The organism is Scandinavium sp., from assembly GCF_032012665.1.
Classification (GTDB): domain Bacteria; phylum Pseudomonadota; class Gammaproteobacteria; order Enterobacterales; family Enterobacteriaceae; genus Scandinavium.
The window spans coordinates 66,706-89,117 of record NZ_DALZVG010000006.1; the positions used below are offsets into that span (position 1 = coordinate 66,706).

Consider the following 22,412-nt stretch of genomic DNA (forward strand, 5'->3'; position numbering starts at 1 on the left):
ATCCTCGAATTTGGTTTCTATGTTCAACCCCACTGCGGGGCCGTTGAAATGAACTATAGACTTGTGGATCAACGCTTTCAGTGAGTGATTGGTATCGGCGTGTAACCGTTTGTACAAGGTGTACGGAGGTAAAAGCAAAAAGGCGCTTTTAAAGCGCCTTTTTTAGCGTGTGCTCCCTCTCCCTGAGGGAGGGCCGGGGCAACGTGTAGGCCGGGTAAGGCGCGAGCCGCCACCCGGCAAAGGATTACAAATAACGAGTCGTCAAATGCTCGCGGAAATAGCGGCTGTTGAGGTCTTCCCCGGTTGCGCGGGTAATCAGCTCTGAGGTACTGAAACGGCTGCCGTGCTGCCAGATATTCTCACGCAGCCAGCTGAACAGTGGGCTGAAGTTGCCTTCGGCCAGCTGACTGTCGAGGTCTGGCAGCGCTTTGCGCGCGGCCTGGAACAGCTGCGCGGCGTACATTGCACCTAAGGTGTAAGACGGGAAGTAGCCGAAGCCGCCGTCGGTCCAGTGAATGTCCTGCATGCAGCCGTTTCGGTAGTTGCCTTCTGTTGACAGCCCCAGGTACTGCTGCATTTTCTCATTCCACAGTCCCGGGATGTCATCCACTTCAATGTCACCGTCAATCAGCGCACGTTCGATTTCGTAGCGCAGAATGACGTGCGACGGGTAGCTGACTTCATCGGCATCTACGCGAATGAATCCGCGCTCAACGGTCTGACTCCAGGCGATAAAGTTGTCCAGGGTAAAGGCTGGTTGATTGCCGAAACGCTGCTGGATGAGCGGCAGAATGTGCTTCAGAAAGGCTGCACTGCGCCCGATCTGCATCTCAAAGAACAGACTTTGTGATTCATGTACGCCTGTTGAACGGGCAAGCGCCACCGGCTGTCCGGCCCACTGGCGGGGCAGGTTTTGCTCGTAGCGTGCATGGCCGGTTTCGTGGATCACGCCGAAAAGGGCGCTGAGCAGATCGTCTTCGTCATAGCGCGTGGTGATGCGGACATCCTCAGGTACACCGCCGCAAAAGGGGTGGGTGCTGACGTCCAGCCGACCGCCGTTAAAATCAAAGCCGAGCAGGCTCATCGCCTCAAGACCGAGATCGCGCTGTGATTCCGTGGCGAACGGGCCTTGCGGGTTGATAAGCGACCGGCTGGCCTGCTTATCGACTACGGTTTGCAGGAGGTCCGGCAGCCAGCTTTTCAGATCGGCAAACAGTACGTCCAGGCGCGCACTGGTCATGCCGGGTTCGTAGATATCAAGCAGGGCGTCGTAACGGGAACCGCCGCTGGCTTCTGCGCGGAGTTTCGCTTCCTCGCGGCTCAGGCGAACCACCTCTTTCAGGTTTGGTGCGAAGCCTGCCCAGTCATTGTTTTTACGCTGAGTACGCCAGGCGTGCTCGCAGCGGTTCCCGGCCAGGGATTTCGCTTCCACCAGACTCTCCGGCAGAAGGGCCGCCTGGTTGTATGAGCGCGCCATTTCGCGCAGGTTGGCGCGTTCATCGTCGCTCAGGTTTTCCTGTTGGGCTGCATCAAGCAGGACGGCGACGTTTTTGTCGGTCAGGATCTGGTGCTGAAGCACGCCGAGCTCTGCCAGTGCTTCACCACGAGCCTGACTGCCGCCCGGCGGCATCATGGCGGCCATATCCCAGCCAGCGATGGCGGACAGGTGTGAGAAATGCGATAAGCGCTGGAAAATACGGGTGAGTTGCGGGTAAGCGTTATTTGCCATTTTGCCTTAATCCAAAAAAGTGAAATATGACGACGCGAATGGTGAAAAATGCGACGAAAGTATGAGGCGAAGTGCGATTTTTAGATCATGATGATCACTATCACAGGTCAACAGGGGGCGGCAAACTATGAATCCGTTCGTCTGGATCTTTATCACGCTGCTGTCGATTGGCGCAGTGCAGGATATGGGCGGCTTAACCGCCATATTCAGCCAGTTGTAGAGCAGCCCGCCGGGCGCGGGCAACCCGAATTAGTGCAGGCGTTTGTGCAGACAAGAGCCGGTAATCAGCGCCAGGACGAGCATTGCTGCAATAAATCCGCCTACGCCATTCCATCCCCAGCTATGCCAGAACACCCCGCCGAGCGTCCCCGCAATACTTGAGCCAAGATAGTAACTGAACAGATAGAGCGATGAGGCCTGCCCGCGTGCGCGACGGGCGCGAGGGCCAATCCAGCTGCTGGCAACGGAGTGGGCGGCGAAGAAGCCTGCGGAAAAAAGCAGCATGCCGAAGAAAATCAGCCACAACGATGTGAACAGGGTCAGCAGCAAACCGCAAAGCATCACGGCGGTAAAGCCAACCATCACCGGACCGCGGCCATAGTGCTGGGTCATGGCACCTGCCTTCGGCGAACTCCATGTCCCGGTGAGATAGGCAACGGACAGCAGGCCTACCACCGCCTGGCTCAGTGACCACGGCGACATCATCAGGCGATAACCGATATAATTGAACAGCGTCACGAACGCACCCATCAGCAGAAATCCTTCGGCGAACAGCAGAGGCAGCCCTTTGTCACGCCAGTGAATGCGGAAATTGATGAACAGCGATTTCGGGCGCAGCGAGGCGGCCTTGAAGTGGCGGGAGTCCGGCAGAATACGCCAGAACATCAGGGCTGCGGCGAGCGCGAAGCAGCCAATCATGGCAATGGCCACGCGCCAGCCAAAGAAGTCGGTCATCACCCCGGTCAGCAGACGACCGCTCATCCCACCAATCGAGTTGCCGCTGATGTATAACCCCATCGAAAAGGCGACAAAGCTCGGATGAATCTCCTCGCTGAGATAGGTCATGCCGACGGCTGCGACGCCGCTCAGGGAGAGGCCAATCAGCGCGCGCATGATCAGAATGCCGTGCCAGCTGGTCATCATTGTTGACAGCAGAGTGCAGCAGGAAGCAAGCAGCAGTGCGGTAACCATCACCGGCTTGCGGCCGATGGCATCGGAAAGCGGTCCGGTAAACAGTAGCCCGACCGCCAGCAGCGCGGTCGATATCGACAGTGAAATACTTGAGCTGGCGGGCGAAACACCGAACTCATGCGAAAGCACCGGCAGGATAGGCTGCACGCAGTAAAGCAGGGCGAAGGTGGCGAGTCCGGCAGAGAAGAGCGCGAGGGTGACGCGGATAAACTGCGGCGTACCGCGCTGAATAAACTGGCCCGGCGCAGGAAGACGAATATCGCTGACGTCACGGGCCGGGGCGGTGTCAACGGTGGTAGTACGGCTCACGGAAGATCCTTGTATTGATGCGTTTTTTGCCAGGTGGCGGGCCTGGATGAGACGGGGAGGCCCGGTAATCGCAGCGCCACCGGGCGATGATGATGCGATGAATAACAGAGTAGGAAAATGTAAATATTCTGTCTAATATATTAATAATCTCAAATGATACATCTAAAATATGAATATTGAGCTACGACATTTACGCTACTTTGTGGCGGTGGCTGAAGAGCTGCACTTTGGGCGCGCTGCCGCCCGGTTGAACATCTCCCAGCCGCCGTTAAGTCAGCAGATTCAAATCCTTGAGCAGCAGATTGGCGCCCGGCTGTTCGCCCGAACGAACCGCAGCGTCAGTATGACCGCCGCCGGGAAGCAATTTCTTAATGATGCCAGGCAAATTCTGATGCAGGTAGAGGAAGCTGCTGCCCGAGCGGCCCGTTTGCACCACGGGGAAACGGGAGAATTGCGAATTGGTTTTACCTCCTCAGCGCCATTTATTCAGGCGGTATCCGATACGCTGTCACGCTTTCGGCGACAGTATCCGGACGTTCATCTTCAGACGCGTGAAAGCAATACCCGGGAGCAAATTGCTCCGCTGAATGAGGGCGCGCTCGATCTTGGCCTGATGCGTAAAACCCAGCTGCCGGACACGCTGGACTGGCAGGTTATTCTGCGTGAGCCGCTGCTGGCCATGGTGCCGCGCGATCACCGCCTGGCGCAGTGCGATGCGGTAACGCTGGCCGAACTGGTGCAGGAGCCGCTGGTGTTTTTCGATCCTCGCGTGGGCACCGGGCTTTACGACGATATCCTTGGCCTGCTGCGGCCTTATGGCGCGCCGATCATCACTCAGGAAGTGGGTGAGGCCATGACCATCATCGGGCTGGTTTCCGCCGGGCTGGGCGTGTCCATTCTTCCGGCTTCCTTCAAAAAAGTGCAGCTGAATGAAATGCGCTGGCTGCCGATCGCGGACGAAGAGGCTGTGTCAGAAATGTGGCTGGTGTGGTCCCGCCATCATGAACAAACGCAGGCGGCACAGCGTTTTCGTGAGCAGCTTCTGGCGGCGGCCAGCGTCGACTTTTTTGCCGAAAAGGCACGAAAAAATGTGCGGTAAATCACAAGCCTAAGTAAAAATTTGACGTGTTGCGTCGAAGTGATTCAACATAGCAAAAGTTTATTTCGAAGCGCGAAAATAAGGGAGTCTGCGGTGGTAGCAGAAAGTCAGCCAGGGCATATCGATCAGATTAAGCAGACCAACGCAGGCGCCGTGTATCGCCTAATTGATCAGCTCGGCCCGGTGTCCCGCATTGACCTTTCTCGCCTCGCCCAGCTTGCTCCTGCCAGCATCACCAAAATCGTTCGCGAAATGCTTGAAGCCCATCTGGTGCAGGAAACTGAAATCCAGGAGCCCGGCAGTCGTGGCCGCCCGGCGGTAGGGCTGATGGTGGAAACCGAGGCCTGGCACTATCTGTCGCTGCGCATCAGCCGGGGGGAAATCAATCTGGCGCTGCGCGATCTCAGCAGCAAACTCGTTGTGGAAGAAGAACAAACCCTGCCTTTGGTTGATGATAAATCGTTTCTCGACCGGGTCATTGAGCACATCGACTGCTTCTTTATTCGCCATCAGCAAAAACTGGAGCGATTAACGTCTATTGCGATAACGCTCCCTGGCATTATTGATACTGAAAACGGCATTATCCACCGCATGCCGTTTTACGATGACGTTAAGGACGTAGCGCTCGGTGAAGCGCTTGAATCCCGCACCGGCGTGCCGGTCTATCTGCAACACGATATCAGCGCATGGACCATGGCAGAGGCGCTGTTTGGTGCGTCACGCGGTGCGAGAGACGTGATTCAGGTGGTTATCGATCACAACGTAGGGGCGGGCGTGATCACCGACGGGCGTTTATTGCATGCGGGCAGCAGCAGTCTGGTCGAGATAGGTCACACTCAGGTTGACCCTTACGGCAAGCGTTGCTACTGCGGCAACCACGGTTGTCTGGAAACTATCGCAAGCGTTGAGAGCGTGCTGGAACTCACTCAGGTCCGCATGAAACAGTCGATGAGCTCGATGCTGCACCAGCAGCCTTTGACGGTGGAGTGGCTGTGCCAGGCGGCGCAGCAGGGCGATCTGCTGGCCAAAGATATCATCAGCGGCGTGGGCACCCACGTCGGGCGCATTCTGGCGATTATGGTGAATTTATTTAATCCGCAAAAAATTCTTATCGGTTCGCCGTTCAACCAGGCCTCAGACATTCTCTTTCCCGCCATCAGCGCCTGCATCCGTCAGCAGTCTCTGCCTGCCTACAGCAAGCATATTAGCGTCGAAAGCACCCAGTTCCGCAACCGTGGCACGATGACCGGCGCGGCGCTGGTGAAAGACGCGCTCTATAACGGCTCTCTGCTAATCAGACTGTTACAGGGGTAGCAAATTTTCATTGTTAAGCTAAAAATTGCGCTAACTCAAGCTGGCTTTTAGGTCGATCACGTACACTCTCCCCGCTCTGAATTATCACCCTGATTTATATATTCACCGTCAAAGCTGTGGAGTGAACATGCTTAAGCGTTTCTTTATTACGGGTACGGATACCTCTGTGGGCAAGACGGTCGTGTCTCGCGCACTGTTGCAGGCGCTGGCCGCGAGCGGCGGCAGCGTTGCGGGCTACAAGCCTGTCGCCAAAGGCAGCAAGGAAACGCCGGAAGGGTTGCGCAACAAAGATGCGCTGGTGCTGCAAAGCGTTTCCACCCCCGATTTACCCTATAGCGCCATCAATCCTGTCGCGCTGAGCGAAGATGAAAGCAGCGTGGCGCACAGCTGCCCGATTAACTATTCGCTGCTGTCGGAAGGGCTCGCCGCACTGAGCCAGCGCGTCGATCACGTGGTGATTGAAGGCACTGGCGGCTGGCGCAGCCTGATGAACGATCTGCGTCCGCTCTCTGACTGGGTCGTTCAGGAGCAGCTACCGGTATTACTGGTAGTTGGTATCCAGGAAGGCTGCATTAACCATGCGTTGCTGACGGCTCAGGCGATTGCCAATGACGATCTGCCGCTGATTGGCTGGGTGGCGAACCGCATCAACCCGGGCCTTGCGCACTACGCCGGGATCATTGATGTGCTGAGTAAAAAACTGCCCGCGCCGCTGGTGGGCGAGCTGCCTTATCTGCCGCGAGCGGAACAGCGCGAACTGAGCCAGTATATTGATTTAACCATGTTCGGCGACGTGCTGACGGTAGATGGAGTCAGCGCGTAGGGTTCGTGACAGCACCGACGCTACTACACGCGAAATCAGTAAACCGGGCAGTAGCGCATATTGCCCGGTCATTTCACAGATCATCAGCGTCGACATTATCGGCGCGTGGGTGGTCGCCGCCAGCAGCGTGGCCATCCCCGTCAATCCCATCAGAACCGCCATTTCATTGCCGTCCGGCAACCATAGCCCCCACATCCTCGCAAACAGCATGCCGATTGCCATACCGACAAACAGCGTCGGCGTGAAGACACCGCCCGGTGCACCCGATCCGCTGCTGGCGAGTACGGCCAGCAGTTTGCAGATAAACACGCCGCCAATCACCGCAAACAGCGGTGGTGCGAGCAGGTAACTTTGCACCACGCTGTAGCCGTTGCCCCATACCGCTGGCGTCAGCAACGACAGCAAACCGACAACGGTGCCGCCGAGTGCAAGCTGCAACGGGGGAGAAAGCTTCAGGTGTAAAAACAGATTGTGCGTTGCGCCCATCAGCCAGACGAACAGCGGCCCGCACAGGCCTGCGATAAGGCCTGTTGCCAGCATCATTGCGTAGGTGCCCGCGCTGTGCGGCGCATCCACATGAACGTTGTACAGCAGCGCCGGACCGCCGCTGAGCAGATTCGTCACCAGCAGGGCGATCACCGCAGAAACAACCACCGGCCCAAGCGATGCCAGCATCAGGGTGCCGAATAAGATTTCGGCGATGAACAGGCTTCCTGCCAGCGGTGCATGATAGGCGCTGGCCATCCCGGCTGCGGCACCGCAGGCAATCCACAGCTTCCATTCCGTTTTCGGCGTGAAGCGCTGGGCAAAGAAAGAGGCGGCGAGGGTGGCGAGCAGGATCATTGCCCCTTCACGGCCAATGGCGCTGCCGCTGACAACCACCAGTAACGATGCCAGCGATTTTACCAGGCTTGCGCCGAAGTCGAATTTGCCGTCCTCCGTTTCCAGCGCTTCCATGTAGTCGGTCGGGGCGTGAGGACGCTGACGCGTGTAGCGCTGCCAGCCCCACAGTAACAAACCTGCCGCCAGCCCGCCGAGTGCGGGCGTTAGCAGACGTCGCCACCAGGGCAGATTGCCTGCTGCATTGACCAGGCTGCGGCTGTCGTTGCTGAGCAGCAGCCATTCCAGGGTGTACATGGCATGGCGAAACAACGCGACGGCGAGCGCGGCAAGCATGCCGACAAGTGTCGCAATCAGCAGTCGGCGAAAGATAGCCTGAATATCGGGGTAAGCGTGAAGACGGCGCATGAGGTCAACAGGTCAGCAACAGGATACTGAATAATATACACAACACGCTGATGACGATTGATAAATGTCATTAAGCGAAAGAAAATCAGCCCTCAGGTTTCACCATCGGAATCGCCATTAAGGAAGATAACTCATGAAAACGTTTTTACTGGTAGCCACGCTGATTTTGGCAGGGTGTCAGTCTGCGGGGCAGAGCACAACGCCCGTTCCGGTTGATCAACAGATTGATGTGCAGGTGGACGATTTACTGGCGTCACTGGGCAAGCAAGATCGGCAAGGCATTAACGGATATGCGGCACAGCTTAAAGCGGCTGTTGAGAAAGAAGTGCGTATGGGGGATGCATTCAGAGGCAAAGCTTGCTCAGTTCAGATAGCGCTGGATCGGTATGGCACCGTGAAAAATGCCCGGGCTGTAGAGGGCGATCCCGCCTTCTGTGAAGCTATTCTGAAGGCAGTCCGTCAGGCAAAAATACCTCCGGCCCCTGACGAGAAGGTTTATCAGCGTTTCAACAATGCACGTCTGGATTTTGTATTCTGATAGTGCTGCCCGGCTGTGCAAACTTGAATGTATTCTGGGTGAGCACCATGAAATACGAGGGCAGTGCTGGTAGCAGATGTTATGGCAAATTCGGGCTGATTTTGTGATTATTAGACAGGTTAAATTATACAGATAAGGATGTTGATGTAATGACAATAGATTTTAGCAAAGAACGTCTTCTGGCTTCAGGGTTTACTGCGAAGGAGTTACAGAAGCTTCAGAACAATATTGATAACTTCGGGGGAACGATTGAGGACGTTATCAGGGATTTAGCGAAAAGATTTAAAAGGATATTTTTTATGATTATGTTTCTTTTTGTTTTTTTTATTTATGTTCTATTGTTTGACTCTATGAATGAGATCATCTCTTTTGGACTATCTTTTGCTATTGTATCTGTACTTATTGTATTCCTTCAACCACCAGTCATCTCATTTAAATGCTGGCGGTTTTGTAGGGGAAAATAAATTTAGTTCTTATCGGTGTTGATAAGGTCAAATATCACTTTGGCCTTCACACCGTAACCGACTATCTTCATAGTCAGTTTTGGGGTGCTCATAGTGTTTACTTTTCTGTAAAAGTCGGCTGGCAAGTAACGGAAAAGTCGCCAGGCTTCTGGTCTTCTGGATAATCCAGCAATACTATAAATGCTGGATGCTAATGAAATGGCATTATATACAGCAAGCCCTGACTCGTTTTTGAATCCCATAAACCTGGCTAACTCCATGCTTTTATCCGCAAAATATCCTTCTGTATTGGATCTATCACCATTTAACAACGAGTTGATTTCTTTTGATATACCATTAACCCCATCAACAATAAGTATTGCACCTGCCAGCATTCCTATAGGTTGCATGGTTGCGAGCATTACACCGCCGGCAATGGCTGTTAATCCAGATGCCACAACTTTAACGGCGCTGATCATATACCCGACAATCTTGTTATTTTCCCGAACGAACTCCACTTTGGCGTACAGTTTAGCTGCTTTCATCCGCAGCATCCTTCCCTGCTCTTCAAGGTTTTCGGTTTCTGCCCTCAGATTTTTGACGCATACCATACATTCTTCGTCTGATTTTGCCCGTCTGGCGATGGCAAACTGCTGTTCAACAACGGCCTGTATATCCCGGACAAAATTTATTCGTATCAGGCTGTCCTTAAGGTGGAAGGCAGACAGCGTATTCGCTGTACTCACCAGCTTTCTGGCCTCAAGGTTAACCATGCTTTCTGCCCAGGCTTTGTTTCTTCTGCCTGGGCCTGCCATCTCAAGTAACGCTGTATCCATTTGCATTTTCCCTGTTATATCTGAAGGTCATATGTACGCGGATTTTGTTACTGAGCTGATTAAAAATCAAACAATTGGCTATTTTTTAGGAATAAGCACCTTATGGTCCCGGCGGGTACGCCAGAAAGCGGGAGAGGAGCGACCAGCACCAGCCACCTTCTCAGAAGGTGGCTTTTTACTTTTATCTCCGTCGGGCAATACTCTATTCCTCCGAGCCTATATTCAGCGCCCGTCGTGTCCTGCCGGAGCTTAAATAGTCGGCGATATAATCCTGGGAAATCTCGCCGTTGTAGCGTCCTTCCTCATCGACAATCGGCATCCAGCTGGTGTTGCTTTCATACAGCTTCGAGAGCACCACGCGCAGGTTGTCGTCCGCTTTGCCCGTGGCGCGGAACGGGTGCAGGAGATCCGCACAGCTGCCTGATGCATTGCGCGCTTCGCGGCGCTTGACGAAGCCTAACGGTTTACCTCCGTTATCGACCACGGTAATAGCGCGAATATCGTTATCGTCCATCGTCGCAAAGGCTTCCGGCAGGGCGGTATCGCGCTTGACCGTAATGGTTGGCTGCCGATCGGTGACGTCACCCGCAGAAACCAGAAGCAGGCGCTTCAGCGTCCTGTCCTGACCAACAAATGAGCCGACAAACTCGTTCGCCGGTTTCGCCAGTAGCTCATCGGGGCTGGCGCACTGCACAATGCGGCCCTGGCGGAACACGGCGATGCGATCGCCAAGCTTCAGCGCTTCATCGATATCATGGCTCACCAGCATGACGGTTTTCTTCAGCTGGCGCTGCATCTCAAGGAACTGGTTCTGAATAACCTCGCGGTTGATGGGGTCGACCGCACCGAACGGTTCATCCATCAGCAGCACCGGAGGATCGGCCGCCAGCGCGCGAATCACGCCGATACGCTGCTGTTGTCCGCCGGACATCTCTTTCGGGTAGCGGCTGAGGAATTTCTTTGGATCCATCGCCACCATATCCATCAGCTCCTCGGCGCGAGCCTTGTAGCGGGCTTTCTCCCAGCCCAGCATGCGCGGCACGACGGTGATATTCTCTTCGATGGTCATGTTCGGGAACAGGCCAATCTGCTGGATGACGTAGCCGATATTGCGGCGCAGGCTGACGGTGTCCATTTCGCTGGTGTCCTGGCCGTTGATCAGGATTTTCCCGCTGCTTGCCGGGATCAGACGATTAATCATCTTTAGCGTCGTGGTTTTACCACAGCCGGACGGGCCCAGCAGAACGCACATTTCGCCTTCCGGCACGTTGAGATTGACGTTATCTACGGCGTTAAAGCTCTGGCCGTTCTTTTGCGTAAATTGTTTGGTCAGATTTTCTAACTTTATCATTATCGGATCCCCTTTGGTGTCAGGACAATCTGCAGGCGATGCAGCAACCAGTCGAGCACAATGGCCAGCAGGCAAATCATCAGCGCCCCGGCAATTAACAGACGAATATCACTCCCGCCGATGCCGTTCAGCAGCAGCAGGCCAAGGCCACCGGCACCGATGACTGCGGCAATCGCCATCACGCCGATATTCATGACGACGGCGGTACGAATGCCGCCGAAGATAACCGGCAGCGCCATCGGAATTTCCACCCAGCGCAGGCGTTGCCAGAAGGTCATACCGATGCCGCGGCCCGCTTCACGCAGCCCCGGTGGCAGGCTATCCAGCGCCGTGTAGGTATTGCGCACAATCGGCAGCAGCGAGTAGAGGAAGACCGCCGTAATGGCGGGCAGGGCACCAATACCCTGACCGATCAGCGAAAACAACGGAATCATCAGGCCAAACAGGGCGATGGAGGGAACGGTCAGCAAGATCGTGGTCACTCCCAGAATCGGCGTGGCGAGCCATTTGTGACGCACGATCAGTACGCCCAGCGGAACACCAATCACGATCGCCAGCCCCACAGCCAGCAGAACCAGCCACAGATGTTGCCAGGTCAGGGTGGCGAGATAGCCCCAGTTATCAATCATGTAATGCAGCGTTTCCATGGGTTCTCCTTACACCAGGCCTTTGCTGCGCAGGAAGTCCTGCGCCACTTGTTGCGGCGTCTGGTGATCGATATCCACGCGCTTGTTCAGCTCGGTGATCACCTCGTTATTCAGCAACCCGGACAGCGTATTCAGCGCCTCTTCCAGACCCGGATTGGCTTCCAGCGTGTCTTTGCGCACCACCGGCGTGACGGCGTAACTCGGGAAGAAGCCTTTGTCGTCTTTCAGAACCTTCAGGTCGAAGCCTTTTACCCGCCCGTCGGTGGTGTAAATCAGCCCGGCATTGACGAACCCGTCACGCACGGCGTTGTACACCAGACCCGGGTCCATCTGGCGGATCTGCGGCCTGTCGAGCGGCATCTGATAGGCCTGCTGGAGTGGTTTCATGCCGTCACTGCGTCCGGCAAACTCGAGGTCGAGCCCAAGCAGCCAGTTATTCTTTGGGTCGGTCTGACGGATATGCTCAATCTTCGCCACCATTTCCGACATGGTGTTGATGTTTTCTGCTTCGGCGCGCTTACGCTGCATCGCGAAGGCATAGGTGTTGTTCATCTCTGCAGGCTTCAGCCACACCAGGCCGTGCTTCGCTTCCAGGCGTTTCACCGTTTCGTATGACTCTTCCGGCGACATGCGTTTGTTAATGTGGTTGAAGATGATTAGCGCAGTGCCGGTGTATTCCCATGTAATATCAATCTGTTTGTTAATCATTGCGTTATGAGAAATAACCGTAGCAATGTTGGTCTGAGGCTGAACCTGAAATCCTTTCTTGCGCAGGTACTGCACGGTCATGGCCGACAAAATATGCTGCTCGGTAAAACTTTTGGTTGCCAGAATCAGCGGGGCTGCGTGTACCTGGCTGGCAAGCAGCGCAGCCGTAGCGGCGGCGACAAACAGGCGTGTCAGTCGTCTCATGGTTAGCTCCTTATTGTTGTTATTCGACGGTATGCGGGCTGAGTAAACGACCGAGACCTGCCAGCAGCGTATCGAGGATCAGCGCAAACAGCGCCGTGGCGACCGCACCCAGAATCAGCGTCGGGAAATCATTGAGATAAATGCCGGGGAAAATCAGCTCACCGTAGCTGCTGGCGCCAATCAGGAACGCCAGCGGTGCCGTACCGACGTTGATGGCGGTAGCGATACGAATGCCCGACAGCATCACGGGCCAGGCATTAGGCAGCTCGACCTGCATCAGCCGCTGCCACTTGGTCATGCCGATACCGTTGGCGGCTTCCAGCAGCGATCCTGGCACTGAACGCAGCCCGGCGTAGGTATTGCGCACAATGGGCAGAAGTGAAGCAAGGAACAGCGCCACGATGGCGGGTTTATCGCCGATGCCAACCACCACCATTGCCAGCGCCAGCACCGCCAAAGGAGGCAGGGTGTTACCGATATTGAAAATCTGCATCACGTATTCCGCTATGCCCCTGGCAGCAGGACGGCTGAGCAAAATTCCGCTGGGAATACCGACTAACAGTGCGAAAAACATCGAGGAAAAGACGAGGATCAGGTGCTGTTGGCCGAGATAGAGCAAATCTACTTTACGTTCGCGGATCGTCTCCAGGCCAATTCCCCACGTGAGTAACGCCAGGACCACGATAATTGCGCCGATAAACAGCAGCGCGCGGGTCAGTAATGAGCTTTGCATTGCAGATGTGTCTCCCTGTGCATGCTTATAAGTGTTGTAATGCCATGTTCCGGCAGGGTTTCAGACCTATAGCAAGCGATTGGGAAGGATTCCAGAAAGAGGCCGAAATAAGCGAGCAGGGCGCTGATTGTAAATGAGGTGTTACGCCTTAGAGCATAACGGCTGAAGGGTCAATGAACAGAAAAGTCTTAAAACGGAAAAGGAAAAGTGACATTGTCACAATTTAGGGCGGGCAGGTGGCTGAAATTTAAGTTAAGTCGCCCGCATGCGGCGGGCGTAAGGGCATTAGCGGTAAAGCTTTTTGTCGGCCACCGGCACCAGCAGCTGCGTTTGCCAGAAAGCCAGAGTCTGCTGCGTCAGCTTGCCGAGTGCTTCGTAAAACGGATGACCTGCCTGGGCCACAAACTCCTCAAGAAATCGGCCTGACCATGGCAGAAGGTGCCAGCTCAGGAGCTGTTGCCACGCCTCCTCGCGCTGGTTTTCTTTCAGCCATGCGGCCAGCATCAGCAGCGTGCCAAAGTGATCTTCCGGTTCGTTCTGCTGGGCTTCAAAAGCAACCCCGTTTTCGCGCATCCACTGACGCAGAGCGAGAGTAGAGTCACCAAACAGCACATTTTCCCGATCCAGCCAGACGGAGCCCCATGGCGGTGAGGGCAATGCGTAAGGGCCGATGAAAAGACGCTGAAAAGCGTCGCTTAGCGGCTCCGGGGATTCAGCCTGAAAGGCGTTGATCAGCGCTGCATTGAAGGGGATGGATTCTGGCCACTCCTGCGCCCAGCTGCCGTCGCGAAAGGCGCTGACCAGCGGGCGCATGTTTTCACTTTGTGGGTCGTAATAAAACAGACCGCCGAGCACGCGGCCCGTAACGGCAATGGCTTTAACGAATTTCGGTTGAGACATAACGATTTTCCTGATGTCGGCGGGATACCTTCCGCCGGGTTTTCAATGTGAGTAATTATAACCAACAGACAGCGCGGGGAGCATTGCCCGGTGGCGCTCTGCTTACCGGGCCTACAGGAATATGTAGGCCCGGCAAACAACGTGCCGCCGGGCGAGACTGAAGGTTCTACACCTTCTCAATCTGCACGAGGTTGGTGTGCTGAGGGTTACCTTTCGCCAGCGGCGAGGGTCGATGCGTTGTCAGGGTGTTAATGCAGGCACCATGATCGACACGATCGCCGCTCATGCTGGCGTCGTGCCACGCGCCCTGGCCCATCGCGCTGACGCCCGGCATGATACGCGGTGTGACTTTCGCCTCAATGCGCAGTTCGCCACGATCGTTAAACACGCGCACCTTATCACCATTGCGGATGCCGCGTTTGGCCGCGTCCAGTGGATTCAGCCACACTTCCTGACGGCAGGCGGCCTGCAGCACATCGACGTTGCCGTAGCTGGAGTGGGTCCGGGCTTTGTAGTGGAAGCCAAACAGCTGGAGCGGATATTCGCGGCGCTCGGGGGCATCCCAGCCGTCGAAGGTGGAGGCATAAACCGGCAGCGGGCTGATGGTGTCATCTTTTTCCAGATCCCAGCTTTCAGCAATTTTCGCCAGCCGTTCAGAGTAGATTTCAATTTTTCCCGACGGTGTTTTCAGCGGGTTTGCTTCTGGATCTTTGCGGAAGTCCTGGTAGGCAACAAAATGGCCTTTGGGGTCTTTGCGCTTGTAGATGCCCATCGCTTTAAGCGCTTCGTAAGACGGCAGCTGCGGGTCTTTGGCAACCATTTTGGCATACAGGTACTGCAGCCATTCGGCCTGGGTGCGGCCTTCAGTAAATTTCTGGTGAACGTCTGCGCCAAGCCGTTTAGCCACTTCGCTCAGGATCCAGTAAATCGGCTTACGCTCGAACTTCTCGCGGGTGGCGGGCTGGATGAAAATCAGATAGCCCATATTGCCTGCGTAGTCGTTGGGGATGATGTCTTCCTGCTCGACGGTCATCAGGTCCGGCAGCAGCAGATCGGCGTATTTCGCTGAGGCGGTCATGAAGTTTTCGATGACCACAATCATCTCGCATTTTTTGTCATCCTGGAGGATGTCATGAGTGCGGTTGATCTGCGAGTGCTGGTTGATGATGGTGTTACCCGCGTAGTTCCAGATGAACTTAATTGGTACGTCCAGCTTGTCTTTGCCGCGCACGCCGTCACGGGTTGCGGTCATTTCGGCTCCGCGCTCGATGGCATCGGTCCAGGTAAAGCAGGAGATGGCGGTTTTTACCGGGTTTGTCAGCACCGGCATGCGCTCGATGGTGATGGTGTAGGTGGATTCACGTGCGCCGCTGTTGCCGCCGCTAATACCGACGTTACCGGTCAGGATGGGTAGCATTGCGATGGCGCGGGCAGTGAGTTCGCCGTTGGCCTGGCGCTGTGGGCCCCAGCCCTGGCAGATATAGGCCGGCTTAGCGGTACCGATTTCACGCGCCAGCTTGATAATTTTATCCGCCGGAATACCGGTGATGCGTGAAGCCCATTCCGGTGTTTTGGCTGTTGCATCATCACTCTGGCCCAGAATCCAGGCTTTGTAATGGCCGTTAGCGGGTGCGCCTTCCGGCAGCGTTTTTTCATCGTAGCCGACGCAGTATTTATCAAGGAAAGGCTGATCCACGAGGTTTTCGCTGATTAACACCCATGCCATACCGGCGACCAGCGCGGCGTCCGTGCCCGGCCGGATTGGCACCCATTCGTCTTCACGGCCTGCGGCAGTATCGGTGTAGCGCGGGTCGATGACGATCATGCGGGCATTGGAACGTTCACGCGCCTGTTCCAGATAGTACGTGATGCCGCCGCCGCTCATGCGCGTTTCCGCCGGGTTATTACCGAACATCACCACCAGCTGGCTGTTTTCAATGTCCGAAGTGCTGTTGCCGTCGTTGGAGCCATAGGTGTAAGGCATGGCGCAGGCAATCTGCGCTGTACTGTAGGTTCCGTACTGATTAAGGGAGCCGCCGTAGCAGTTCATCAGGCGTGCCACCAGCGATGCGGAAGGAGAAGAGCGGGTGATGTTGCCGCCGACGATCCCGGATGTGTAGTTTATGTAGACGGCCTCATTGCCGTACTCTTTAACCACATGCTTCAGGCTGTCTGCCAGTATATCCAGCGCTTCCGTCCAGCTGATGCGCTCAAATTTTCCCTCTCCGCGTTTGCCAACGCGTTTCATCGGGTAGTTCAGGCGTTCCGGGTGATTAATGCGACGGCGGATGGAGCGCCCGCGCAGGCACGCACGGACCTGATGATCGCCGTAAATGTCTTCGCCGGTGTTATCGGTTTCAACCCAATAAACTTCATCATCGCGCACGTGCAGACGCAGCGCACACCGGCTGCCGCAGTTAACCGAACAGGCACCCCAGACGACTTTATCGTCAGCCTGAGTGGCTTGCTGGACGGCTGCCGCTGCGCTTTTAAGGGTAAAAGGTAAAGAGATGCCGCTGGCGGCGAGCGCCAGAGAACCGAGTGCGGAGGATTTGATCAAAGAACGGCGACTGATCCCGCCTGGGTGTTCATGCTGGTTTTGTTCAGACATTGTTCACTCCATCGTTGTCATTATTAGCCGGACGCGATCGCGGCTTTTGGATGGAGGGATGTTACTTACTTAGGAGTATGCAGATATTATCCCTGGTCAAGCCAGAGATAATATCTTTCGTTTGCAGGGGGCTATTGCTGATCGTTGCCGCTGCGGGTATAGAGAATTTTAAAGGTATCGTTGGCGCAGTGGCCGACGACCTGAGCATCCTGACGATCGGCCTGATCGTTGGGCACAATGTCCAGCGTAAAGCCGTTCTCCGGCACGCCGTTATTCACAATTTTCTGCTGAATGTCTTCCTTTACGCGCTCGCAGGACTCGGGGGCCGCGGCGAAGGCGGGCGCAGACACGGCCAGCAGCAGGGCAACCAGACAGTGAGTCGTTTTCATACGCATCTCCTTATCGCTGAGTGAGATAAAAGCATAGCACCCTTAGTGTAAAGTGCTGTATTTGCTAATATGATTGAGAAAATTCTAACGTGAAGGACGCGCTGTGAAGAAACTGCTGTTCGTGCTACCGCTGATGAGCCTGCTCACCGCCTGCGACAATGCCTCGGGGCCGGTAGCCTTTACGCCGGAGATGGCCAGTTTTTCCAATGAGTTTGATTTCGATCCCCTGCGTGGGCCGGTCAAAGATTTCAGGCAGACGCTGATGAATGAAAAGGGTGAAGTCACTAAGCGCGTCAGCGCCCGCCTTTCTGAAGAGGGCTGCTTTGATCTCATTGAGCTGCACGATCTGGAGAATAATACCGGGGCGACGCTCGTGCTGGACGCCAACTACTATCTCGACGGCACAACTCAGGAAAAGCGCATTTTGTTGCAGGGCAAATGCCAGCTTGCGGGGATGCCGACGGCGGGCGTAACGTGGGATACGGACGACAACGGCTTTATCGTTGCCGCGCACGGCAAAGAATTTACCGTGGATTATCGCTATGACAAAGACGGCTATCCGCTGGGTAAAACGACCGTCAGCGGCAAAGAAACGCTGAAGGTGATCGCCGCGCCGCCGAAAGACGCGCTTAAAAAGCTGGACTACACTGCGGTCAGCCTGCTGAATGACAAAACGATCGGTAACGTGGCGCAGACCTGCGACTACGACAGGCACAACAACCCGCTGAGCTGTGATTTAGAGATAGTGGATGACAGTGCAAAGCCGCCTGTTACCCGGCATTACACCATCAAAAACACCATTGAATATTATTGAGCCGTGGGTTTCAGCAGCGTGTGGCCCTTGTGTTTGGGCAGATACTGATGCTGGAACAGGCACATACGAATGGTGTTGCGGTATTCCCCGTTAATGAAAAACTCATGGATGAGTTCGCCTTCCACCTGGAAACCGAGCTTGCGATAGATATGGATCGCTTTTTCGTTCTCTTTATCCACAATCAGGTAGAGTTTGTAGAGATTGAGCACGGTGAAGCCGTAATCCATCGCCAGCTGCGCGGCTTTTGTGGCGAGCCCTTTACCCTGAAAGTCCGGGGAAATGATGATCTGGAACTCGGCGCGGCGGTGAACGTGGTTAATTTCCACTAATTCCACCAGACCCGCTTTCTCGCCGTTGCACTCGATAACAAATCGTCGTTCGCTCTGATCGTGAATGTGTTTATCGTAGAGGTCAGAAAGCTCAACAAACGCCTCGTAGGGTTCCTCGAACCAGTAGCGCATAACGCTGGCGTTGTTATCCAGCTGATGTACAAAGCGCAGATCTTCGCGTTCCAGCGGGCGCAGCCTAACGGTATAAGCATCGGCCATGTGATGTCCTTTTTAAGTCGACAGAAGAAGGGCGCCGATGGGCGCCCTTGAGGAATTACGGCACTAGCGGACGACCGGTGGTGCGGTCGAGGCAGCGCAGGGTATTCGGTTCCCAGTACGCGTTCAGGTTTGCGCTCTTCTCGCACTTGTCGCGGGTATCAAAGGCCACGTCGGTTTTATCCCACTCTTTCTCAACGCGGGTGTTCACCTTCTGACGAAGGGAACGGGTATCGTTCCACTGCTCCTTGTCCATCGCCGCATTCTGCTTACTCTGCGCGCTGTCACCGGACTCAATGATGAGTTTGCTGGTGTCCGCAGATGCAGTCGCGGTATACACGATGGCACCCAGTGCCAGCATAGCCGTCAGGCACAGGCGTTTGCTAAGGGTCACTTTCATTGCTGTTTCCTTTAGGGTGATAAAAACGGTAATCCCACACGCAGAGTTTACACCAACTCCTGAGCAGGGAATAGCCGCCTGGCGAGCTGACGCTGGGAGGGTCAGCAAGGACTGCTAAGCGTGGATTTATAGATTCGCACGGCCTCGTTTACGTCTTTGGTTTTAACGAAGCTGATTTTCTGCCCGTTGATGAAAATGTCGTAGCCGTCCAGGTTGTAGCGAAACACAATCGTACTCCCGCGAAACCGCACGACTTTATCCTTTACGCCAATGCCCTGGCGGCGGAGCACCATCTTCGCCATTCTGTCGATACTCATCTTACTGCACCTCAATGGCCTCGGGACTTTCAGAGAGAAAAGCGATTCTCCCTTTATAAAGATTAATTTATCCTTAAGAACTTTGCCGACTGTGGATGGAAATAATCCTTCATGCTGAAAACGAGTCTGCTCTTCTTTGCCACCGCGCTATGCGAAATCATTGGCTGCTACCTGCCATGGCTGTGGCTAAAACGCGGGGCAACAGTGTGGCTGCTGCTACCCGCGGGCGTTTCGCTGGCGCTGTTTGTCTGGCTTTTGAGCCTGCATCCGGCGGCGAGTGGTCGGGTCTATGCCGCGTACGGCGGCGTTTATGTCTGCACTGCGCTGCTGTGGTTGCGCTATGTTGATGGCGTGCGTCTGAGCGTCTACGATTGGGCCGGGGCGGCGACTGCCCTGTGCGGTATGTTAATTATCGTGGCGGGCTGGGGTCGAGCCTGACCCTGTTTCCCTCACTGTGGGACGGTGAGGGTTTCCTGAATGTTTCATAATTGTGATCGTTCTGCATTTTCTTACCTGTTGTTCTTGTATGGTAGTAGCCGGATTTGTTCCGCTACTTTGCGCATCCTGAACGGTGCGCACTCAAGACTGACAGGAGAGCGCGTATGGCAATTGATGTGGTGGCAGAGGCGGGGCCTGCAAAGCCTGCCCGAATAAAAACGATTCAGACGGTGACCCTGGCACTGCTGTTTATTGCCGGGATTGTGAATTTTCTCGACCGCTCATCGCTAAGCGTTGCCGGGGAGGCCATCCGCGGCGAGTTGGGCCTTTCGGCGACGGAATTTGGTGTGCTGCTTTCAGCCTTCTCACTCTCATACGGTTTTTCGCAGTTGCCTGCGGGGATCCTGCTCGACCGCTTCGGGCCACGCGTGGTACTCGGAGCCGGGCTGATTTTCTGGTCCGCCATGCAGGCGCTGACCGGCGTAGTTAACTCCTTCAGCCACTTCATTTTACTGCGTATTGGTCTTGGCATCGGCGAAGCACCGTTTATGCCCGCGGGGGTAAAGTCGATCAGTGACTGGTACGTACAAAAAGAACGCGGCACGGCGCTGGGTATCTTTAATTCTTCAACGGTGATTGGGCAGGCCATCGCCCCGCCAGCGCTGGTGGTGATGCAGCTGGCCTGGGGCTGGCGAACGATGTTTGTGGTGATTGGCCTGGCGGGGATTCTGGTCGGAATCTGCTGGTATGCCTGGTATCGCAACCGCGCGCAGTTCACCCTGAACGAGGACGAACGTGAGTACCTCTCCGCGCCCGTAGTGGCGAAGCCAAAGCTGGCGTTCAGCGAATGGCTGGCGTTATTTAAACGCCGGACCACCTGGGGCATGATCCTCGGCTTTTCTGGCGTGAACTATACCGGCTGGCTGTACATTGCCTGGCTCCCAGGATACCTGCAGGCGGAGCAGGGCCTCAGCCTGGCGAAAACAGGCTGGGTTGCTGCGATACCGTTTTTGGCCGCGGCGGTAGGCATGTGGACTAATGGCCTGGTGGTGGATGCGTTGGCGCGACGCGGCTATGACCTTGCGAAAACGCGTAAAACGGCCATCGTGTTGGGTCTCATCCTCTCGGCGCTGGGCACGCTGCTGGTGGTACAGTCGTCTTCTCCTGCCCAGGCCGTGGCCTTTATTTCGATGGCGCTGTTCTGCGTGCATTTTGCCGGAACGTCCGCCTGGGGACTGGTGCAGGTGATGGTCGCAGAAACCAAAGTGGCGTCCGTTGCGGCTATCCAGAACTTTGGCAGCTTTGTTTTTGCTTCCTTCGCGCCCATTGTCACCGGTTGGGTGGTCGACACCACGCACTCCTTTAACCTCGCACTGGTGATTGCCGCCTGTGTGACCTTTACCGGTGCGCTTTGCTATTTCTTCATCGTTAAAGACCGCATCGAATAACCCCTCTCTGGCCCGGTGCAGATCTGCTGCCGGGTTTCTCACTCCCTCGCTGGTTTCTTTTTTGTGATCTGCTGAACTCTTTTTGATCAATATACTTGTATGGTAGTTATCAAAGGCGCTAAGTTTCGCCCATAGACGATGAGACCTAAGGATCAAAAATGAAGATTGTAGCCGCAGAGGTATTTGTCACCAGCCCAGGGCGTAATTTCGTTACGCTGAAAATCACCACCGACGAAGGCATCACCGGTCTTGGTGATGCCACGTTAAACGGACGCGAGCTGTCCGTAGCATCCTACCTGAAAGATCATCTTTGCCCGCAGTTGATAGGGCGGGATGCTCACCGAATCGAGGATATCTGGCAGTTCTTTTATAAAGGAGCTTACTGGCGCCGCGGGCCGGTCACCATGTCGGCCATTTCTGCCGTTGATATGGCACTGTGGGACATCAAGGCCAAAGCCGCCAACATGCCGCTGTATCAGCTGCTCGGTGGCGCGTCACGCGAAGGCGTTATGGTTTACTGTCACACCACCGGGCACACCATTGACGACGTGCTGGAAGATTACGCGCGGCACAAAGAGATGGGCTTTAAAGCCATTCGTGTGCAATGTGGCGTGCCGGGCATGAAAACCACCTACGGCATGGCGAAAGGAAAAGGGCTGGCGTATGAACCGGCGACCAAAGGCCAGTGGCCGGAAGAGCAGCTGTGGTCGACGGAAAAATACCTCGACTTCACGCCAAAGCTGTTTGACGCCGTGCGCGAAAAATTCGGCTTCAACGAACACCTCCTGCATGACATGCACCACCGCCTGACGCCGATTGAGGCTGCGCGTTTTGGTAAAAGCATCGAAGACTACCGTCTGTTCTGGATGGAAGATCCGACCCCTGCGGAAAATCAGGAGTGTTTCCGCCTGATTCGTCAGCACACCGTCACGCCGATTGCGGTGGGTGAAGTATTTAACAGCATCTGGGACTGCAAGCAGCTGATAGAAGAGCAGCTTATCGACTATATCCGCACCACGATAACGCACGCGGGTGGGATCACCGGTATGCGCCGCATTGCAGATTTTGCCTCGCTTTACCAGGTCCGCACGGGTTCGCATGGCCCGTCAGACCTTTCACCTGTGTGCATGGCTGCTGCGCTGCACTTTGACCTGTGGGTGCCTAACTTCGGCGTGCAGGAATATATGGGCTATTCCGAACAGATGCTGGAAGTCTTCCCGCACAGCTGGACGTTTGACAACGGCTATATGCATCCAGGCAACAAGCCGGGTCTTGGCATTGAGTTCGATGAAAAGCTGGCTGCGAAATATCCCTACGATCCGGCTTATCTTCCGGTAGCGAGACTTGAAGACGGGACTTTATGGAACTGGTAAGGAA

The 22,412-nt window shown here is 55.3% G+C and carries 23 protein-coding genes; 9 read left to right on the forward strand and 14 right to left on the reverse strand.

Annotation, left to right across the window (positions count from 1 at the left end):
• Window positions 1-244 precede the first annotated feature (244 nt).
• Window positions 245-1,729, reverse strand: coding sequence for a carboxypeptidase M32 (locus tag RTU33_RS07440; RefSeq protein ID WP_312626355.1), 1,485 nt, complete (start codon window positions 1,727-1,729; stop codon window positions 245-247).
• A gap of 127 nt (window positions 1,730-1,856) precedes the next feature.
• Between RTU33_RS07440 and RTU33_RS07445 the strand changes: the two genes are divergently transcribed.
• Window positions 1,857-1,949: a KPN_01571 family protein gene (locus tag RTU33_RS07445; protein WP_312626357.1), complete on the forward strand. Its 93-nt coding sequence runs from the start codon at window positions 1,857-1,859 to the stop codon at window positions 1,947-1,949.
• Window positions 1,950-1,978: 29 nt separating this feature from the next.
• Here the strand turns inward: RTU33_RS07445 and RTU33_RS07450 are convergent, their stop codons facing one another.
• On the reverse strand, window positions 1,979-3,229 hold the full coding sequence (locus RTU33_RS07450) for an MFS transporter (RefSeq protein ID WP_312626358.1): 1,251 nt from the start codon (window positions 3,227-3,229) through the stop codon (window positions 1,979-1,981).
• A 169-nt stretch (window positions 3,230-3,398) separates the two neighbouring features.
• On the opposite strand from RTU33_RS07450, the gene RTU33_RS07455 reads away from it, so the two are divergent.
• The 3 genes from RTU33_RS07455 to bioD all read left to right on the forward strand — a co-directional run bounded on the left by RTU33_RS07455 (window position 3,399) and on the right by bioD (window position 6,465).
• Entirely contained in the window at window positions 3,399-4,328 is a 930-nt protein-coding gene (locus RTU33_RS07455) for a LysR family transcriptional regulator (protein WP_312626359.1), read from the forward strand.
• Window positions 4,329-4,421: 93 nt separating this feature from the next.
• Entirely contained in the window at window positions 4,422-5,642 is a 1,221-nt protein-coding gene (gene mlc, locus RTU33_RS07460) for a sugar metabolism global transcriptional regulator Mlc (protein WP_312626360.1), read from the forward strand.
• A gap of 127 nt (window positions 5,643-5,769) precedes the next feature.
• Window positions 5,770-6,465, forward strand: coding sequence for a dethiobiotin synthase (gene bioD, locus RTU33_RS07465; RefSeq protein WP_312626361.1), 696 nt, complete (start codon window positions 5,770-5,772; stop codon window positions 6,463-6,465).
• On the opposite strand, the gene clcB is transcribed toward bioD, so the two are convergent.
• Window positions 6,418-7,713, reverse strand: coding sequence for a voltage-gated ClC-type chloride channel ClcB (clcB, locus tag RTU33_RS07470; RefSeq protein ID WP_312626363.1), 1,296 nt, complete (start codon window positions 7,711-7,713; stop codon window positions 6,418-6,420). The two genes, bioD and clcB, sit on opposite strands and share 48 nt — an antisense overlap.
• Window positions 7,714-7,846: 133 nt before the next feature.
• Between clcB and tolA the strand changes: the two genes are divergently transcribed.
• Complete coding sequence (gene tolA / locus RTU33_RS07475) at window positions 7,847-8,251, forward strand: cell envelope integrity protein TolA (protein ID WP_312626364.1); 405 nt, start codon at window positions 7,847-7,849, stop codon at window positions 8,249-8,251.
• Window positions 8,252-8,717: 466 nt separating this feature from the next.
• On the opposite strand, the gene RTU33_RS07480 is transcribed toward tolA, so the two are convergent.
• The 8 genes from RTU33_RS07480 to RTU33_RS07515 form a co-directional block, all read right to left on the reverse strand.
• Entirely contained in the window at window positions 8,718-9,530 is an 813-nt protein-coding gene (locus RTU33_RS07480) for a DUF4225 domain-containing protein (protein WP_312626366.1), read from the reverse strand.
• A 202-nt stretch (window positions 9,531-9,732) separates the two neighbouring features.
• Window positions 9,733-10,881 (reverse strand): osmoprotectant ABC transporter ATP-binding protein OsmV, encoded by a 1,149-nt coding sequence (osmV, locus tag RTU33_RS07485; RefSeq protein WP_312626367.1) that lies wholly within the window; start codon window positions 10,879-10,881, stop codon window positions 9,733-9,735.
• Window positions 10,881-11,528, reverse strand: a complete 648-nt coding sequence (gene osmW, locus RTU33_RS07490; protein ID WP_312626369.1) for an osmoprotectant ABC transporter permease OsmW — start codon at window positions 11,526-11,528, stop codon at window positions 10,881-10,883. The genes osmV and osmW overlap by 1 nt, the downstream gene beginning before the upstream one ends.
• Before the next feature lie 9 nt (window positions 11,529-11,537).
• Window positions 11,538-12,440, reverse strand: a complete 903-nt coding sequence (gene osmX / locus RTU33_RS07495) for an osmoprotectant ABC transporter substrate-binding protein OsmX (protein WP_312626370.1) — start codon at window positions 12,438-12,440, stop codon at window positions 11,538-11,540.
• A gap of 19 nt (window positions 12,441-12,459) precedes the next feature.
• Entirely contained in the window at window positions 12,460-13,173 is a 714-nt protein-coding gene (osmY, locus tag RTU33_RS07500) for an osmoprotectant ABC transporter permease OsmY (protein WP_312626371.1), read from the reverse strand.
• A gap of 285 nt (window positions 13,174-13,458) precedes the next feature.
• On the reverse strand, window positions 13,459-14,073 hold the full coding sequence (gene dmsD / locus RTU33_RS07505) for a Tat proofreading chaperone DmsD (RefSeq protein ID WP_312626372.1): 615 nt from the start codon (window positions 14,071-14,073) through the stop codon (window positions 13,459-13,461).
• A 166-nt stretch (window positions 14,074-14,239) separates the two neighbouring features.
• Window positions 14,240-16,684 carry a selenate/tellurate reductase subunit YnfE gene (gene ynfE, locus RTU33_RS07510; protein ID WP_312626373.1) on the reverse strand — a complete coding sequence of 815 codons (2,445 nt, stop codon included), beginning with the start codon at window positions 16,682-16,684 and terminating at the stop codon, window positions 14,240-14,242.
• A gap of 131 nt (window positions 16,685-16,815) precedes the next feature.
• Window positions 16,816-17,073, reverse strand: a complete 258-nt coding sequence (locus RTU33_RS07515; protein ID WP_312626374.1) for a DUF1161 domain-containing protein — start codon at window positions 17,071-17,073, stop codon at window positions 16,816-16,818.
• A 133-nt stretch (window positions 17,074-17,206) separates the two neighbouring features.
• On the opposite strand from RTU33_RS07515, the gene RTU33_RS07520 reads away from it, so the two are divergent.
• Window positions 17,207-17,887 (forward strand): YnfC family lipoprotein, encoded by a 681-nt coding sequence (locus RTU33_RS07520; RefSeq protein WP_409438231.1) that lies wholly within the window; start codon window positions 17,207-17,209, stop codon window positions 17,885-17,887.
• Here the strand turns inward: RTU33_RS07520 and speG are convergent.
• From speG to RTU33_RS07535, 3 genes are all read right to left on the reverse strand, one after another.
• Complete coding sequence (speG, locus tag RTU33_RS07525) at window positions 17,881-18,435, reverse strand: spermidine N1-acetyltransferase (protein ID WP_312626378.1); 555 nt, start codon at window positions 18,433-18,435, stop codon at window positions 17,881-17,883. The two genes, RTU33_RS07520 and speG, sit on opposite strands and share 7 nt — an antisense overlap.
• A gap of 55 nt (window positions 18,436-18,490) precedes the next feature.
• Entirely contained in the window at window positions 18,491-18,832 is a 342-nt protein-coding gene (locus tag RTU33_RS07530) for a DUF1283 family protein (protein ID WP_312626379.1), read from the reverse strand.
• 101 nt (window positions 18,833-18,933) lie between these two features.
• Window positions 18,934-19,149 carry a hypothetical protein gene (locus RTU33_RS07535; protein ID WP_312626380.1) on the reverse strand — a complete coding sequence of 72 codons (216 nt, stop codon included), beginning with the start codon at window positions 19,147-19,149 and terminating at the stop codon, window positions 18,934-18,936.
• Window positions 19,150-19,260: 111 nt separating this feature from the next.
• Between RTU33_RS07535 and RTU33_RS07540 the strand changes: the two genes are divergently transcribed.
• From RTU33_RS07540 to rspA, 3 genes are all read left to right on the forward strand, one after another.
• Window positions 19,261-19,587 carry a YnfA family protein gene (locus RTU33_RS07540; protein ID WP_312626381.1) on the forward strand — a complete coding sequence of 109 codons (327 nt, stop codon included), beginning with the start codon at window positions 19,261-19,263 and terminating at the stop codon, window positions 19,585-19,587.
• A 164-nt stretch (window positions 19,588-19,751) separates the two neighbouring features.
• Entirely contained in the window at window positions 19,752-21,035 is a 1,284-nt protein-coding gene (locus tag RTU33_RS07545) for an MFS transporter (RefSeq protein WP_312626383.1), read from the forward strand.
• Between the two features lie 158 nt (window positions 21,036-21,193).
• Window positions 21,194-22,408, forward strand: a complete 1,215-nt coding sequence (gene rspA, locus RTU33_RS07550; protein WP_312626384.1) for a starvation-sensing protein RspA — start codon at window positions 21,194-21,196, stop codon at window positions 22,406-22,408.
• Window positions 22,409-22,412 lie beyond the last annotated feature (4 nt).

Excerpts from the sequence above, each read along its gene's own strand:
- RTU33_RS07440 (WP_312626355.1), bottom strand. The coding sequence starts at position 1,729 with ATGGCAAATAACGCTTACCCGCAACTCACCCGTATTTTCCAGCGCTTA.
- RTU33_RS07445 (WP_312626357.1), top strand. The coding sequence starts at position 1,857 with ATGAATCCGTTCGTCTGGATCTTTATCACGCTGCTGTCGATTGGCGCA.
- RTU33_RS07455 (WP_312626359.1), top strand. The coding sequence starts at position 3,399 with ATGAATATTGAGCTACGACATTTACGCTACTTTGTGGCGGTGGCTGAA.
- bioD (WP_312626361.1), top strand. The coding sequence starts at position 5,770 with ATGCTTAAGCGTTTCTTTATTACGGGTACGGATACCTCTGTGGGCAAG.
- clcB (WP_312626363.1), bottom strand. The coding sequence starts at position 7,713 with ATGCGCCGTCTTCACGCTTACCCCGATATTCAGGCTATCTTTCGCCGA.
- tolA (WP_312626364.1), top strand. The coding sequence starts at position 7,847 with ATGAAAACGTTTTTACTGGTAGCCACGCTGATTTTGGCAGGGTGTCAG.
- RTU33_RS07480 (WP_312626366.1), bottom strand. The coding sequence starts at position 9,530 with ATGGATACAGCGTTACTTGAGATGGCAGGCCCAGGCAGAAGAAACAAA.
- osmV (WP_312626367.1), bottom strand. The coding sequence starts at position 10,881 with ATGATAAAGTTAGAAAATCTGACCAAACAATTTACGCAAAAGAACGGC.
- osmW (WP_312626369.1), bottom strand. The coding sequence starts at position 11,528 with ATGGAAACGCTGCATTACATGATTGATAACTGGGGCTATCTCGCCACC.
- osmX (WP_312626370.1), bottom strand. The coding sequence starts at position 12,440 with ATGAGACGACTGACACGCCTGTTTGTCGCCGCCGCTACGGCTGCGCTG.
- osmY (WP_312626371.1), bottom strand. The coding sequence starts at position 13,173 with ATGCAAAGCTCATTACTGACCCGCGCGCTGCTGTTTATCGGCGCAATT.
- dmsD (WP_312626372.1), bottom strand. The coding sequence starts at position 14,073 with ATGTCTCAACCGAAATTCGTTAAAGCCATTGCCGTTACGGGCCGCGTG.
- ynfE (WP_312626373.1), bottom strand. The coding sequence starts at position 16,684 with ATGTCTGAACAAAACCAGCATGAACACCCAGGCGGGATCAGTCGCCGT.
- RTU33_RS07515 (WP_312626374.1), bottom strand. The coding sequence starts at position 17,073 with ATGAAAACGACTCACTGTCTGGTTGCCCTGCTGCTGGCCGTGTCTGCG.
- RTU33_RS07520 (WP_409438231.1), top strand. The coding sequence starts at position 17,207 with ATGAGCCTGCTCACCGCCTGCGACAATGCCTCGGGGCCGGTAGCCTTT.
- speG (WP_312626378.1), bottom strand. The coding sequence starts at position 18,435 with ATGGCCGATGCTTATACCGTTAGGCTGCGCCCGCTGGAACGCGAAGAT.
- RTU33_RS07530 (WP_312626379.1), bottom strand. The coding sequence starts at position 18,832 with ATGAAAGTGACCCTTAGCAAACGCCTGTGCCTGACGGCTATGCTGGCA.
- RTU33_RS07535 (WP_312626380.1), bottom strand. The coding sequence starts at position 19,149 with ATGAGTATCGACAGAATGGCGAAGATGGTGCTCCGCCGCCAGGGCATT.
- RTU33_RS07540 (WP_312626381.1), top strand. The coding sequence starts at position 19,261 with ATGCTGAAAACGAGTCTGCTCTTCTTTGCCACCGCGCTATGCGAAATC.
- RTU33_RS07545 (WP_312626383.1), top strand. The coding sequence starts at position 19,752 with ATGGCAATTGATGTGGTGGCAGAGGCGGGGCCTGCAAAGCCTGCCCGA.
- rspA (WP_312626384.1), top strand. The coding sequence starts at position 21,194 with ATGAAGATTGTAGCCGCAGAGGTATTTGTCACCAGCCCAGGGCGTAAT.